The following is a 15,096-nucleotide window of genomic DNA, read 5'->3' on the forward strand; positions in this document are numbered from 1 at the left end:
CTGGGGCTCGCGCCCGGGCCGGGACCCCCCCCCCCCCGCGGCCCGCGCGCGGGGGCGCGCCCCCCCCCCCCCCCCCCGGGCCCCCCCCCCCCCCCCCCGGGGGGGGGCGGGGGGGGGCGCCCCCCCCCCCCCCCCCCGCCGATCTGTCATGTCACATCAGATTCCGGGAATATTGCGCAGGTTGGCGCGGGCCAGCTGCACCATGCGTCCGACGCCGCCGTTGAGGACGGTGCGGCCGGCGGACAGGGCGAACCCGGTGAGCTGCTCGGAGGTGATCCTGGGCGGAATGGAGAGCGCGTTGGGGTCGGTGACCACGTCGACCAGGGCCGGGCCCGGGTGCCGGAGGGCCTCGCGCAGCGCGTCACGCACCTCGGCCGGCTGCTCCACCCGGATCCCCCGCGCGCCCGCGGCCCTGGCGATCGCCGCGTAGTCGGTGTGCGGATAGGAGGTCCCGTGCGGCGGTAGGCCGTCGACCATCATCTCCAGGTCGACCATGCCGAGCGAGGAGTTGTTGAACACCACGACCTTGACCGGCAGTTCGTACTGCACCAGGGTCAGGAAGTCACCCATCAGCATCGAGAACCCGCCGTCGCCGGACATCGAGACCACTTGGCGGCCGCGGTCCAGGAACTGCGCACCGATCGCCTGCGGCAGCGCGTTGGCCATCGAGCCGTGGACGAAGGAGCCGAGCACCCGGCGCCGTCCGTTGGGCGTCAGATAGCGGGCCGCCCACACGCAGCACATGCCGGTGTCGACGGTGAACACCGCATCGTCGGCCGCCTCCTCGTCCAGTACCGAGGCCACGTACTCGGGGTGGACGGGCGTATGCGTGTCGACGTTGCGGGTGTAGGCGCTGACGGCCCCGTCCAAGGCCCGGGCATGGCGCTGCAGCATGGAGTCCAGGAAGCGACGGGAGGCCTTCTCCCGGACCCGGGGCGTCAGGCAGGCCAGGGTCTCCCGCACGTCCCCCCACACCGCCAGGTCCAGCCGGGTGCGCCGGCCGAGCCGCTCGGGCTGGTTGTCCACCTGCACGGTGCGCACGTTCCGGGGCAGGAAGTCGGTGTAGGGGAAGTCGGTGCCGAGCAGGATCAGCAGGTCGCACTCGTGCATCGCCTCATAGGCGGCGCCGTAGCCGAGCAGCCCGGACATCCCCACGTCGTAGGGGTTGTCGTACTGGATGTGCTCCTTGCCGCGCAGGGCATGGCCCACCGGTGCCTTGACCCGCTCCGCGAAGGCCATCACCTCGGCATGCGCGCCCGCGACGCCGCGACCGCAGAACAGGGTCACCCGCTCCGCGGCGTCGACGAGTTCGACCAGTCGCGCCAGCTCCGCGTCCCCGGGACGCACGGCCGGGCGGTCCATCGGAACGGCCAACTGAGCCGATCCCTCGGGCGCGTTCCTGCCCGCGGTGTCCCCGGGCAGGGCCACCACCGACACGCCGCGCCGGCCGACGGCGTGCTGGATCGCCGTCTGCACCACGCGCGGCATCTGCGCGGGATTGGCGATCAGCTCCGAGTAGTGACTGCACTCCGCGAAGAGCCGGTCAGGGTGGGTCTCCTGGAAGTAGCCGGTGCCGATCTCGCTGCTGGGGATCTGCGCCGCCAGGGCGAGGACCGGTGCCATCGAGCGGTGCGCGTCGTACAGGCCGTTGATCAGGTGCAGGTTCCCGGGGCCGCAGGAGCCCGCGCAGGCGGCCAGTCGGCCAGTCAACTGGGCCTCGGCGCCTGCCGCGAAGGCGGCGACCTCCTCGTGCCGGACCTGGATCCACTCCACACCGTCGTGCCTGCGCACCGCGTCCACGACCGGATTGAGGCTGTCACCCACCACGCCGTACATCCGCCTCACGCCGGCGCGCGCGATCAGGTCGACGTACTGCTCGGCCACGGTCTGCTTGGCCACATCACTCTCCCTCCGGATGGCAACTCAGAACGCCCACGGTAGTTCGGCTCGGCCCACGACGTGCTCGTAACGCGCACCAGGAGCTAACCGACAGCGCACGGCTCCAGCCTGGGATGGATGGGAGGAGGGGGCGGTGCACGAGTTGTCGCGCGAGGCGCTCTCCCCGCACCGCCACGATGCTGGCGACGGCGTAGCGGGCTCCGGATTTCTGCCGTTCCGGGAGTTGTGGCGCCAGCTGTCGCATCAGGACCCGATCCCCAGGAAGGCGCGGCCGTTGGCTTCGAGCGTCGCGGCATCGATGCCGCCCGCCAGCGCGAAGCCGACGGGGTCGGGCTGCGCCATGTCGAAGGGGTAGTCGCTTCCGCACACGATCCGTTCCGGCGCGGCGTGGGCGCGCAGCAGCCGCAGCACCTCGGGGTCATGGGTGATCGTGTCGAAATAGAGTCGCGCGAACGACTCGGCCGGCGGGCGGCTGCTTCCCCGTCGCACGTCCGCCCGTGATCGCCAGCCGTGTTCCCAACGGCCGATCAGGGACGGCGCGCAGCCGCCGCCGTGGACGAAGCAGATCCGCAGGTCGGGCAGTTCCTCCAGGACGCCGTCAAGCAGCACCGACGCGACGGCGGTCGTGCTCTCCACGGGGTTGCCGATCAGGTTGACCAGGTAGTGGTCCACCCACTCCGGCCGCGGCAGCTGCATCGGGTGGACCAGCACGGCGAGACCCAACCCGGCTGCGACACCGAGCACTTCGCGCATGACACCGGCGCCGTAGGAGTGGCCGTGCGCGAGCGGCGGAACGGCGACGCCGGCGACACCGTCCAGCGCCGCCAGCCGGGTCAGCTGCCGCCGGGCGGCAGCCACGTCGTCGAGCCGCACCAACCCCAGTCCGACGAGTGTTCCGTCAGTGCTCGACACCGCTTGTGCGAGCTGTTCGTTGTAGGCGGTGATGTAGTCGTCCGCCTGCTCCGGCGCGTGCACGGGGAAGGCGAACGGCGGCGCCGAGATGACGCGGGCGCCGAGGCCGGCCTTCACGGTGTCGGAGACGACGGTCTCGATGTCGGTCATCGCCGCCGTCGGAAACGACAGCGGAAGATCGCCGAGATACAGGTCGCCGTCGCGGTCGTTCAGTCCTCCCAGCGGAGAGCCGGGCGGCAGGGCGAGCAGGTCGCGTGGCAGCCAGTGCGCGTGGACGTCGATGATCCCCGCGCGGATGTCACCGGTTACCGCCATCTCGCTCTCCTTCGCTCTGCTCGCGCGCGGCCCGCAGGATCGCGCGGCGGATGGGTTCGTAACCGGTGCACCGGCAGATGTTGGAGCCGACCAGGCCGTCGACGCGCTCCGGGTCGTTGCCGATGGTGGGATCGGCCTCCAGCGCCCCGGCTGCCACCATCAGGAACCCCGGGGTGCAGAAGCCGCACTGCAGGGCGTGTTCGGCGGAGAACGCCCGCTGGAGCGGGTGGGGCTCACCGTCGGGCCCGGCGAGCCCTTCCACGGTGCGCACCGAACTCCCGTCGCACTGCACCGCGAACATCAAGCACGACCGGACGGCTTCGCCGTCCACCAGCACCGTGCACGCCCCGCAAACGCCGTGCTCGCAGCCCAGGTGAGTGCCGGTCAGCCGGCAGTCCTCGCGCAACACGTCGGCGAGGATGCGGCGTGGCTCCACGTCGAGCGGATAGGCCTCGCCGTTCACCGTGAGAGTGATCTTCACTTGTGGTCTCCTTTGAGCTGGGCGAGGCGCGACCGCTGGTCGTTCGCCGCCTGGCGCAGTGTCCTGCCGACCAGGACCGCGATGGCGTGCCGCTTGTACTCGACATCGGCAAACGGCTCGGCCAGGGGTGCGGCGTCCTGTGTCGCGGCGATCCGGCCCGCACGGGCGAACGGATGACCGTCGGGCAGCCGGTAGCCGCCCACGGGCGCGCCGACCTCGGTGCCGATCAGCGCCTGCTCGGCGGCACGGGCCCGCAGCGGCCGGTCGGCGCAGTTGACCAGGCCGATCCGCGCCTCGCTGATCACCCCGTCGCGCACGGTCAGCGCGGCGGCGACGGCCACCTGGGCGAAGCAGAAGTGCGTGCGGCGATGCTCGATGAAGCCGACCCCGGTGTCGTCGCCGAGTAGCGGGAACCGCACGGCGGTGATGAGTTCCTGCGGTCGGCGAGCGGTCCGGTAGGGACCGTCGAAGTAGTCGCCGGCCGCGACCACCCGCCTGCCCGCCTGGCCGTGCAACTCGATGTCGGCGTCCAGAGCGGTGCCGATGGCACACCACTCCGAGGCGGGGTGCGCCCACGCGAAGCTGCCCACCATCGTGCCGCGCGAGCGGATCGGCGGATGCGCGATGTTGACCACGGCACGCGCGAACAGCGCGCCGAGCGGGCCGGGCACGGCCCGCGCCGACTCGAAGGCTCCGTGGCGGACCAAGGCGCCCACCCGCAGCGTGTTGTCGTCCACGCTCAACTGGTCGAGCCCGGCGATGCGGTTGATGTCGACCACCAGCTCGGGGCGGATGCGCTGCAGGTGCATTTCGAGAATCAGGCTCTGCCCGCCGGCGAGCACCTGGGCCTTGCGCCCGGTGGCACCGAGTACCTCCACGGCCTCGGCCACCGTGCGCGGCACGACGTAGTCGAAAGCGGCGGGCTTCACCGGACCTCCTCCTCGTGTTTCGGAGCGCGGGCCGCTCGCCAGACCACATCCGGGGTGAGCGGCATCTGCAACATGTCGGGGTCGGCGAGCCGCAGCGCGTCGGCCACCGCGTTGACGATGGCGGCCGGGGTGCCGATACACCCCGACTCGCCCGCGCCCTTCGCGCCCAGCGGCGTCGACGGGCTCGGGGTGCAGGTGTCCTTGACCTCGATGGGCGGGACCTCGGTGAACGTCGGCAGCAGGTAGTCCAGCAGACCCGAGGCCAGCATCGGCACGCCCTGGTCGTCGTAGGTCATTCCCTCGTACAGCGCCTGGCCGATGCCCTGGATGGCCGACCCGAAGGCCTGCCCGCGCACGATGGTGGGATTGAGCACCACTCCGCAATCGTCCACGGTCACCACCCGCAGCAGCCGCACGGTGCCCAACTCCGGATCGACCTCGGCCACCACCGCGTGGGAGCCGAACGGAAAGGCCATCCCCGACTCGAAACGGTCCTCCACCCGCAACGGCCCGGTGGTCTTCACCAGGTCCGCCACAGCGATGGCCGCCGAGCCGGCCTTGGCGGCACGCACGATGCCGTCGGACCACTCCACCTCGTCAACCGGCAGGCCCCACAGCCGCGCTGCCCGCTCCCTGACCTCCTCGATCAGCAGCCGCGAGACGTGCTGCAGCAGCGCGCCGACCACCTGGGCGGAACGGCTGGCGAAGGAGCCCAACCCCTCGGGCTGCTCGTCGGTGTCCCCCTCGACCAGGCGGACCCGCTCCGCAGCCACTCCCAGCGTCCCGGCGACCAGTTCGGCGAAGACCGTCTCGTGTCCCTGCCCGCTGGGCGCCGCCCCGCACCGGGCGGTGATCATGCCGTCCTCGCCGACCTCGACGCTGCCGAACTCGTGCAGCCCGCCTGCCTCGCCGCCGGAGCGCTCCACGTAGCAGGACAGGCCGATGCCCAGCGGCAGGGCGCCCGGATCCGTGCGCCGCCGGGCCTGCTCGGCCCGCCACTCGTCGTATCCCAGGGTCTCCAGCGCCAGGTCCAGCGCGGCGACGTAGTTCCCGCTGTCGTAGCACCGACCGGTGGGCGTCAGGTACGGGAAGCTCTCGGGCGGGATGAAGTTGCGCCGCCGCAGCTCCGCCGGATCCATGCCCAGCCGACGCGCCATCACATCCATCGTCCGCTCCAGCGCGATCGTCGCCTCGGGCCGGCCGGCACCACGATAGGGGTACGTCATCATCGTGTTGGTCAACACCGAGCGGACGCTCGCATGCACCTGGGGAGTGGTGTACGGGCCCGTCGCCAGCCAAGCGGTCTGCATCGGCAGCCCCGCCCCGAGGTGCGGGTAGGCGCCCACGTCGGCGTCGATCTTCAACTCGTAGCCGAGCAACCGCCCATCGGCGTCGGCGGCGAGCCGCACCCGCTGGTCCTGTCCCCGGCCCCGGGTCGCGACCAGCATGGATTCCAGCCGGTCCTCGATCCACCGCACGGGCCGGCCCAGCTTCACCGCCAGGAAGGCGACCACGACGAACTCCGGGAACGCCGCGCTCTTCGACCCGAACGCCCCACCGGTGTCCGGCACCACCACCCGCACCCGGTCCACCGACCACCCCAGCAGCGCCGCCAGTTCCCGGCGCAGCCGGTGCGGCATCTGGTGCCCCGACCACACCGTCAGCCGGTCCCCCTCGGGCACGGCGAGGATCGTGCGGCACTCCATCGGTGTGGGCATGAGCAGTTGCTGGCGGTACCCGCCCTCCACCACCACCGCCGCCTCCCGCCACACCGACTCCTCGACCGGCTTCCCGGCCTCGCCCCGGAACGCGATGTTGCTCAGCCCGTCGAACAGCCGCACCGAATCGTCCGCCGCGGCGCAGGGCGTCACCATCGCGGGCAGCGGATCGACGCGGCAGGAGACCTCCGCCGCCCCGTCCTCGGCCCGGTAGCGGTCCTCCCCCAGGACCACCGCCACCGCCTCGCCCGCAAACCGCACCCGGTCCTTCACCAGCGCCGGCCACTCCCGACCGGCCACGGCTTCCTCCGTGGACAGCCTGGCGAGCAACGTGTATGGCACCGGAGGCAGCTCCGACAGGTCCGCGGCAGACCACGCCCCCACCACGCCGGGCAGCGCACGGGCGGCGGTGCAGTCCACCTCACGTAAAGTGCCGTGGCCCACCCTGCTTCTGACGAAGACCGCGTCCAGGCAATCCGGCACCGCGATATCGGCGACATAGCGGCCTTGGCCGGTAAGCAGCCGCCTGTCCTCGCGCCTGGTCCATTGCTCCACGAATACACACCTCTGCGCCTCGTCATTACTGCGGGGAGTGACCGTGAATGCAGCGTAGGCGTCGCAGCCGGCGGGCAGTGGGGGACTTGGCGACCGGTGCGCTCTCGGACGGGATCTGTGCACTGCGCGGAAATATGAGGGAACCGGCATTGTCCATGCCTCTGCGATTATGCCGAGAGTGCACCAGGGGTGCTCAACTGCGCACTGTCGGCCGACGCAGGCAGTTCCAACTGCCAAGCAGGACAGTCGATATGTATGGTCGTCAGGAGACGGTGACCGTCACCGTCGGCAGAAAAGATCGGGAGTTCCCTGATGAACATCACGTCGGAGATCGCAGAGGACGGCATCGTGATCGAGGAGCTGGGCCAGGCCGAGGCCGGCTTCTGCGGGCAGGGCTGGGCCGTCCCGGCGTTCTGCGGGCAGGGCTGGGCCGTCGAGGGCTGACAAAGCCCCGCGGGCCGCACAGGAAGGGCATTCGCTGCCGTCCTGTGCGGCCCTTTCATTCGGCTGCTGCGGGAAAGGTGATGAACGTCAAACACATCGGATTCAAGAGGCATATCGGTGTTCATCCGGTGCCGGGTGACGGCGTCTTTCTGTTGCTCGCCGACCGCACCGCCGTTCTGCACGGTGCCATGATCCAGCTGTTGGCTCCGCTTCTCGACGGCCGCTACACCCGGGAGGAGGTCGTCGAGCGGGCGTCCACCTCCTTCGCCGCCGACAGCGTGCGCCGCCAGCTCGACAAGCTGGTCGGAGCCGGTTTTCTGGTGGAGTCCGAGCCGGGCGAGGACCGGCAGGCAGCAGGCTACTGGGAACTCGTGGGAACGGATGCCGCGCGCGCGGAGCACCGTCTCGCCCGCGGTGCTGTCAGCGTGACGGCCGTGGGTGGCGCGGACCCGTCCGCACTGGTCGAGGCCGTGCGAGCAACCGGGCTGAGGGTCGCTCAGCAGGACGCCGATCTGGAGATCGTGGTCGTCGATCATCTCCTCCACCCTGACCTGCCGGCCGTCGACGAGCAGGCTCGGGTGTCACGGCGGCCTTGGTGCGTGGCGAAGTTGACGGGCGGTACGGCCTTCCTGAGCCCGGTGCTGGAACCGGGCCGGACGGCCTGCTGGCAGTGTGCCGCGTTCCATCTGGCGGGGCGCCATATGGAGGCCGCGTTCATCGAAGGCGTGACGGGCGGCGGTCACATTCCGGCCGAAGTGCCGGTGGGAGGTGACCTGGTGACCCAGCTCACCGCGCGGCTCGTCGCCCTGCACGCGGCCCGGTGGATCGCCGGCGTGCGGGAGCCGGACCCACGCGTACTGACCTTCGACACGCTGTCCCTGAGCACGCGGCGCCACCGGCTGGTCCGCCGGCCGCAGTGCCCGGCGTGCGGCGACCCCGGCCTGCTACGAGCGCGGGCGCTGCGCCCGGTGCCCCTGATGCACCGGCCCGCGCACGGCACTTCCGGCGATGGCCGCCGTTCCCTGTCCGCCGAGGCGATGCTCGCGGCATACGGGCATCTTGTCAGCCCGGTGACGGGCATCGTCACCGATCTGACACCGCGGGAGACGGGCACCGACCTCCTGCACGTCTGCACGGCCGGCCACAACTTCGCGCTGTACGGGGCTGGTGCCCCCAGGCGCGGCAGACCGCTGCGCGGCCAGAGCGCGGGCAAGGGCGCAACTGCGGCCCAGGCGAAGGCAGGAGCCCTGGGCGAGGCCATCGAGCGGTTCTCCGCGGTCTGGCAGGGCGACGAGCACCACGTCCGCGCACCCTACCGAAGCCTCGCGGGGGAAGCCGTCCACCCGGACGCCCTCCAGCTCTACAGCGAACGGCAGTACGCGGGCCGGGCGGACTGGAACGCCCGTGGTGTCGCCTTCCACCAGGTGCCCGAGCCGTTCGACGAGAATGCCGCTCATGACTGGACACCGGTGTGGTCCCTGACCAGCCGGCGGCACGTTCACGTGCCCACCGCCATGCTCTACTACGGGTACCCGCAGCTGCCGGGACGGGCGTTCACCAACGCGGACTCCAACGGCAGCGCTGCCGGCGGCACCCTGGAGGAAGCCGTCCTGCACGGGCTCCTCGAACTGATCGAACGCGACAGCGTCGCGCTGTGGTGGTACAACCGCGTTCGACGTCCCGCTGTCGCCCCGGACACCACCGCGCTCCCGCAGCTCGCCGGCTGGCAACAGACCCACGCCGCGCTCGGCCGTGAGGCATGGGTACTTGACCTCACCTCCGACCTCGGGGTCCCGGTCGCGGCGGCCGTCTCCCGGCGCACCGACTCGCCCGCGGAAGGCATCCTGCTGGGCTTCGGGGCCGATCTGGACCTCGGCGGTGCCGTCGCCAAGGCCATGCGTGAGGCCGATCAGCTCCTGCCGGCCGCGGCGCGTGCGGTATCCCACGCCGCGTCGCCAACGCCGGCGGACGATGCCTCCCTGCACTGGTGGCGCACCGCCACGGTGGCGAACCAACCCTATCTGCGGCCGCTGCCGGACAGTCCAGACCATCCCGGTACGGCTGCCGCAAGCCCTCCTCGCCGGGAGCGGACCGACCTGCCGGCCGATGTCGAGACGCTGCGGCAGGCCCTGGAGGAGGGCGGCATGGAGGTCCTGGTGACCGACCAGACGCGTCCGGACATCGGCTTGCCGGTGGTCAAGGTCATGGTGCCGGGACTGCGGCACTTCTGGCCGCGCTACGCCCCCGGGCGCCTGTACGACGTCCCCGTGCGGCTGGGCTGGCTCGCGGCCCCCACCGCCGAGGAGGACCTCAACCCGATCGGCATGTTCCTCTGAACCGCACCGCGGAGAGCACTGCCTGCCCACCGGCCGGCCCGGCGGCCCGTCAGTCCGCATGGTGGCAACGGACTCTGCGGGGCGTTACCCTTCAGGGCGCCCGCTGACGGGCGATTGCTGGACGAACGAGCTCCGACGAGCACCGTGTGACAGCGTCCGGAGAGCGAGTGCGGACCCGCCTCCGGGAGGTTGACTTACCCGGGGGACGAGGATGCGACGGGACACGCACGGCCCTGCTCTGGTCGGGCGGCAGCAGGAGAGCAACCTGCTGGAGGCGGCCCTGGAGCGGGCCGTGGACGGCGGCGGCTCAGCCGTCCTGTTGCGCGGCGAGTCCGGTATCGGCAAGAGCGCGCTGCTGGAGTGGACCGGGAAGCGGGCGCACGAGCTCGGCTTCACCGTGCTGCGCGTGGTCGGCGCCGAAGCGGAGACGGAGTTCGCCTTCGGCGCCCTGCACCAGGCCACCTGGCCACTGCTGCAGCGCTCCCACGCGCTGTCGTCCCACCAGCGGGACGCGCTGGAGAGCGCCTTCGGCGCCCGCGCGGGAACCCCGCCGAGCGGCTTCGCCGTCGGAGCGGCCGCGCTGGCGCTGCTCGACGAGGCGGCGCAAAGCAGCCCGCTGCTGCTGGTCCTCGACGACCTGCACTGGATCGACTCGTCGAGCGCCACCGTGTTCGCCTTCCTCCGGCGGCGCTGCGCGGAGCTGCCGCTGGTGATCGTCGGCGCGAGCCGCCCGGACGGTGCGGCGGCCGAGGCGTGGCCGACGGAACCCGTCGAGGTACGGGCGCTGTCCCGCCCGGATGCGGCCTCACTGCTACAACAGCGCTACCCGGAGCTGGCCGCCACGGCAACCGACCGGCTCCTCGATGAGGCGGCGGGCAACCCGCTGGCGCTCGTCGAGCTGCCACGGCAGCTGCGCGGCGAGCAGCAGCGGGGTGTCGCCCCACTGCCTGATCGCCTGCCCCTGGGGCGGCGGTTGGAGCGCATGTTCGCCGAGCGGCTGGCATCGCTGACTCCTGCGGCCGGCCGTGTTCTCCTGCTGGCGGCGCTCGCCACGGGCCCGGACGGTGGCAGTGGGGCGTGGCTGTGGGAGACGGTGGGCGATGACGCGCAAGAGGCCCTGGAGCGGATCGAGGCCGGCTGCCTCGCCCGGCTCGATCCGGCCGGACGGCTGGTCTTCCGCCACCCGCTGGTCCGAACGACCGTGCTCTCGACCGCATCGGACTCCGCGCGACGCGAGGCCCACCGCGTCCTCGCCGGGTTCCTCGCTCCGGACGACCCCCGGCGCCTGGTCCACGAGGCATCGGCGGCACTGCTCCCGGACGACGCCCTCGCCGGCCGCCTGCAGGAGGCGGGCAGCCGGCTCGCCCGGCGCGGCGGCGACGCGGAAGGGGCGCTGCTGCTCGACCGGGCCGCCGTACTCAGCGCCGACCCGGCCGAGCGGGCCCGCCGGCTCACCTGGGCCGCAGTGATGGCGGCCCGCGGCGGGCAACTGCGGTACACCGCAGCCCTGGTGAAGGAGTTGGAGCGCGCCCCGGTGCCGCCGGACATCGCCCCGCTGTTCGCCTACGCGGTGGTGTACGTCGACCAGAGCCACCGGATCGACTTCGAGTCCTCCTCCGTTCTGCTGCCCGCGGCCCTCGACGCCCTGACGGCGTCCGGCGCCGAGTCCTTCGGCGGACTGGCCGAGCAGGTCTACTTCAAACTGCTGCTCGCTGCCACCTACACCGACGATCCCCGAGCCTGGGAGGCACTGGCCCGGCACCGGGAGAACGCCTCCGAAGCGGGCCGGCTCTGCCACCGGGCCTGGACCGATCCGTCCCCGGGCCTGGCCGAGGAACTGCGCGCCGTGGTCGACCGAATGAACGAGGAACAGGAGGCGGGAGCAGCCTGGCTGCTGCTGTGGACCGCCTCGGCGGTCGACAGCGCCGACGGCGACCTGTGGCGGCGCTTCACCGGACTGCACGGCTACGCCACCCAGGGCTCGGTGGCGAAGGCCAAGTGCTACCAGGACTTCCTGCGCGGCCGCTGGGACCTGGCAGCTCTGTGTCTGCGTGAGGCCGAGGCGGCGGAGGAACTCGGCTACCACTGCAACGCGCTGATGTTCCGCCACTACTACGCCCACTTCCTCGCCGGCCGGGGCGACGAAGCGGGGTTGCGGGAGATCGAACAGCTCATCAGGCCGGCCGCCGCGCGCGCCGGCATGCGGTTCGTGCTGGACCGGCTGGCCCATCTGCGGGGCCTGGCCGCCCTGGCCCACGGACACCATGAGCAGGCGTACGCGCACTTCGCCGAGCTCACCGCGCCCGGACGGCCGCCCCGGTGCCTGCCCTGGTTCCACACACTGGTCTTCGATCTCGTGGACTCCGCCGTGCACACGGATCGACGCCGCGAGGCACGTGCGCACCTCGGCGCCGCGCAGGCCGAGCGGTCCGCGCAGCTGTCCGGCCGGCACGCCTTCCTGCTGGCCGCAGCCGCCGCGCTGGCCGCGGACGACGACGAGGCCGACGCCGCCTACCGTGCGGCGTACGCCGTGCCGGGGGCCGAGCAGTGGGTCTTCGAACTCGCCCGCCTGCGGCTGGCCCACGGCTCGTGGCTTCGCCGCTGCCGGCGCGCCGAGGCCCGGGACCTCCTGCGTGCGGCACACCACGTCTTCCGTAGGCTCCAGGCCGACCCCTGGGCGCGGCGCTGCGAGGAGGAGCTGCGGGCCGCGGGTGACCTGGTGGCGCCGGCGCCAAGCACCTCGGCCGCCTCGGTCGCGGAACTGACCGGTCAGGAGCTGCGCATCGCCCGGCTCGCCGCGACCGGTCTGACCAACAAGGAGATCGGCCACGCGCTCCGCCTGTCGCCCCGTACCGTCGCGGCGCACCTCTACAAGATCTTTCCCAAGCTCGGCATCACCTCGCGGGCCGCCCTCGCCCACGCCCTCGACACCCGCTGAGACCCGGAGGTTCCACCGCTTCCTGTACTGCCCGTGCACTGCGTCTGTTCCGAGAGCGCACGACCGTCCCCGCTCCGCAGACCGGCAGTCAAATGACCTAGAGCGGCTGCCGACCCGCCGACCAGGCTGACTGCGCAGGGTTTCGGCCGAAAGGGGCAGTCAGGTGAGCTTGCTGGTGACGACCGCTTCCGTCCCGGATGAGAAGAAGGCGGCGTTCTGGGGAGAGGCGGTGTCACGGACACTGGTGCCGGTGGAGGTGGTGCCTCCGGCCGGCCGGCCGTTCGAGGGCCGCTTGGAGTCGCACCGGCTCGGATACGTGCGGGTGTCCACCATGGAGGCGGACGCGACGCGGGTGTCCCGCACGGCCGGCCTGATCGCACGGTCCCCGCGGGCCGAGCCGCAGGTGGGGGTGGGCGTACAGGTGTCCGGCCGCGCCGTGTTGAGGCAGGACGGGCGTCGGGCGGAGGTGGCGGAGGGCGGCCTCGTGCTGTACGACACCGCGCGACCCTACTCCTTCGACTACCCGGAGCGCTTCCGCTCCCATGTGTTCCAGGTACCACGCAGGCTGCTGGGGGTACCGGAGTGCGACATCCGGCAGGCGGCGGGGACGGCCATCACTTCCACCGAGGGGTTCGGGGCCGTGCTGCTGCCCTTCCTCGGCACGCTGGCGGCCTCCGCGCACTCCTATCCGGCCTCCGTCGGCGATCGGCTGGCCGGCAGCGTCGCCGATCTGCTCATCATGCTTGTCGCCCAGCTCACCGGGCCGACGGCCACCGACCCCCGCACCTCGAACGGCAATCTCGTCGAGCGGGTGCGGGACCACATCAACCGCCACCTGGGCGACCCGGAGCTGTCACCGGAGCTCATTGCCCGGGCCCATCACATCTCGGTGCGTTACCTGCACCGGCTCTTCGAAGGCGAAGGGGTCACGGTGAGCCGGCTCATCCAGCAGTGCCGACTGGAGGCCTGCGCCCGGGAGTTGGCCCGGCGCAGCCGTACCGCGCCGACCGTGTCGGCGGTCGCCCAGCGGTGGGGGTTCGTCAACCCGGCGCACTTCAGTCGGGCCTTCCGCGCCGCCTACGGGGTGTCCCCGCGCGAGTGGCGCGCGTCCCGTACCACCGAAGGGACTGACGGCGCGCCGAGCCGTGCGGTGCCTGCCGGCCCGCAACCGTGCACGATGGAGCAAGTGCCGATGCCTGCTCGGCAGCACGGCCGACCGATCTCTGACTAGCGTGCGTAGTGCTGCCGCCCGTCCCTGTGGCACGGTGCACCGTGTTCCGGGCGCAGCACAGGCCGGACAGACGCAGCCCGCAGCCTTCGGATCACTGGTCGGGCCGGCGGACCCGGCGCGGAGGACAGCCACCTCCGTGTCATCCGACTCGACCGGCCGCTACGCCAGGAGACCTGAGTGTCCGACACCCCCCCTTCGCACACGTGGCCCCTGGTGCTCGAGAGCGCGCTCCAGGACCTGGTGGATGCCCGTGCCCGTCGGCCCGCTACCGGAGGCGAAGGAGGCGGGCTCTACGAGGAACTCCCAGACCTCTCCTCCCTCCCCCTGGCGGACGGACCGCAGGACACGACCGCCGAATGGTTCGCGCTGCCCGGCGGACCGACCGGGCCCGTACGGGTACAGGTGGTCAGGCCGGTTGGCGCCGCCGAACCGACCCCGGTGGTGCTGTTCCTCCACGGAATCGGCTGGGCTCTGGGGGACGCCGCCAGCTACGGCCGCCTCCTGCGCGAGTTCGCCGTGGGAGCCGACGCCGCGGTGGTGTTCGTCGACTACGCCCGGGCACCCCTGACGCGCTACCCGGTGGCCGTCGAGCAGTGCTTCGCCGTCGCCGAGTGGATCCACGCGCACGGCCACGAGATCGGGCTCGACGGGCGTCGGATCGCCGCCGTGGGCGACTCGGCGGGTGCCAACCTCGTCGCGGCGCTGACTGTGCTCGCCCGGCAGCGAGGCAGCGTGCACCTGGTGCACCAGGTGCTGCTGTGTCCGGTGACCGACGCCGACTTCGACACTCCTTCCTACCGCCGGTTCGCCGACGGGTACCTGCTGCGACGCGACGACATGCGCCGGTTCTGGGACGCCTACCTGCCCGACCTACCCCGCCGACGGGAGGCCACCGCCGCGCCCCTTCGCGCCACCCTGGAACAACTCGCCGGGCTCCCACCGGCACTGGTGGTCACCGCCGAGGCCGACGTCCTGCGGGACGAGGGCGAGGCCTACGCGGCCAGGCTCCGCGCAGCCGGTGTCCCGGTGGTGGCCACGCGCTACCAGGGCGTCGTGCACGGCTTCCTCCTGCTCGATGCCGCCTGTCACACCGGCACCGCCCGGGCGGCATTCATCCAGGTCGTGGACACCGTCCACATCGCCCTGCACAGCCACTTGGCGTGAGGCCCCGGCGGCAGGCGGTGCGGTGCGGGAGCCGGATCCACGGACATCCGCGGACACCCGAGCCTCGGGGCGCTCACCGAAAACCCGCCGTGCCCGCACAGAGCACCGCGGCACGGTATCGCGCCCTACCGTGGCAGAACTCCCGCGCAGGGCCGGAGACCGAGGAGACCACCC

General features: G+C 72.1%; 10 protein-coding genes. 5 read left to right on the forward strand and 5 right to left on the reverse strand.

Annotated features, from left to right (window positions below; all coding sequences use genetic code 11):
* Positions 1 to 156: 156 nt before the first annotated feature.
* From P3T35_RS21570 to P3T35_RS21590, 5 genes are all read right to left on the reverse strand, one after another.
* Entirely contained in the window at positions 157 to 1,899 is a 1,743-nt protein-coding gene (locus tag P3T35_RS21570; RefSeq protein WP_101384063.1) for a pyruvate dehydrogenase, read from the reverse strand.
* A 243-nt stretch (positions 1,900 to 2,142) separates the two neighbouring features.
* Positions 2,143 to 3,126, reverse strand: coding sequence for an amidohydrolase family protein (locus P3T35_RS21575; protein ID WP_101384062.1), 984 nt, complete (start codon positions 3,124 to 3,126; stop codon positions 2,143 to 2,145).
* Positions 3,110 to 3,607, reverse strand: coding sequence for a (2Fe-2S)-binding protein (locus P3T35_RS21580; protein WP_101385513.1), 498 nt, complete (start codon positions 3,605 to 3,607; stop codon positions 3,110 to 3,112). The genes P3T35_RS21575 and P3T35_RS21580 overlap by 17 nt, the downstream gene beginning before the upstream one ends.
* Positions 3,604 to 4,536 (reverse strand): FAD binding domain-containing protein, encoded by a 933-nt coding sequence (locus tag P3T35_RS21585; protein ID WP_101384061.1) that lies wholly within the window; start codon positions 4,534 to 4,536, stop codon positions 3,604 to 3,606. Before P3T35_RS21585 ends, P3T35_RS21580 begins: the two co-directional genes overlap by 4 nt.
* The gene (locus tag P3T35_RS21590; protein WP_180356774.1) at positions 4,533 to 6,809 is read right to left on the reverse strand and encodes a xanthine dehydrogenase family protein molybdopterin-binding subunit; all 2,277 of its coding nucleotides are present in this window, start codon (positions 6,807 to 6,809) and stop codon (positions 4,533 to 4,535) included. Before P3T35_RS21590 ends, P3T35_RS21585 begins: the two co-directional genes overlap by 4 nt.
* Before the next feature lie 312 nt (positions 6,810 to 7,121).
* Here P3T35_RS21590 and P3T35_RS21595 point away from each other — a divergent pair, with 312 nt between their 5' ends.
* The 5 genes from P3T35_RS21595 (at position 7,122) to P3T35_RS21615 (ending at position 14,922) form a co-directional block, all read left to right on the forward strand.
* Positions 7,122 to 7,253 (forward strand): hypothetical protein, encoded by a 132-nt coding sequence (locus tag P3T35_RS21595; protein WP_280707330.1) that lies wholly within the window; start codon positions 7,122 to 7,124, stop codon positions 7,251 to 7,253.
* Positions 7,254 to 7,453: 200 nt separating this feature from the next.
* Positions 7,454 to 9,589: a TOMM precursor leader peptide-binding protein gene (locus P3T35_RS21600; RefSeq protein ID WP_180356773.1), complete on the forward strand. Its 2,136-nt coding sequence runs from the start codon at positions 7,454 to 7,456 to the stop codon at positions 9,587 to 9,589.
* A gap of 211 nt (positions 9,590 to 9,800) precedes the next feature.
* Positions 9,801 to 12,527 (forward strand): LuxR family transcriptional regulator, encoded by a 2,727-nt coding sequence (locus P3T35_RS21605; protein ID WP_101384059.1) that lies wholly within the window; start codon positions 9,801 to 9,803, stop codon positions 12,525 to 12,527.
* A gap of 175 nt (positions 12,528 to 12,702) precedes the next feature.
* Positions 12,703 to 13,758 carry a helix-turn-helix domain-containing protein gene (locus P3T35_RS21610; RefSeq protein WP_280707333.1) on the forward strand — a complete coding sequence of 352 codons (1,056 nt, stop codon included), beginning with the start codon at positions 12,703 to 12,705 and terminating at the stop codon, positions 13,756 to 13,758.
* Positions 13,759 to 13,935: 177 nt separating this feature from the next.
* Entirely contained in the window at positions 13,936 to 14,922 is a 987-nt protein-coding gene (locus P3T35_RS21615) for an alpha/beta hydrolase (RefSeq protein WP_280707335.1), read from the forward strand.
* Positions 14,923 to 15,096: the final 174 nt, after the last annotated feature.

It is taken from the genome of Kitasatospora sp. GP30 (assembly GCF_029892145.1).
Taxonomy (GTDB): Bacteria; Actinomycetota; Actinomycetes; order Streptomycetales; family Streptomycetaceae; genus Kitasatospora; species Kitasatospora acidiphila.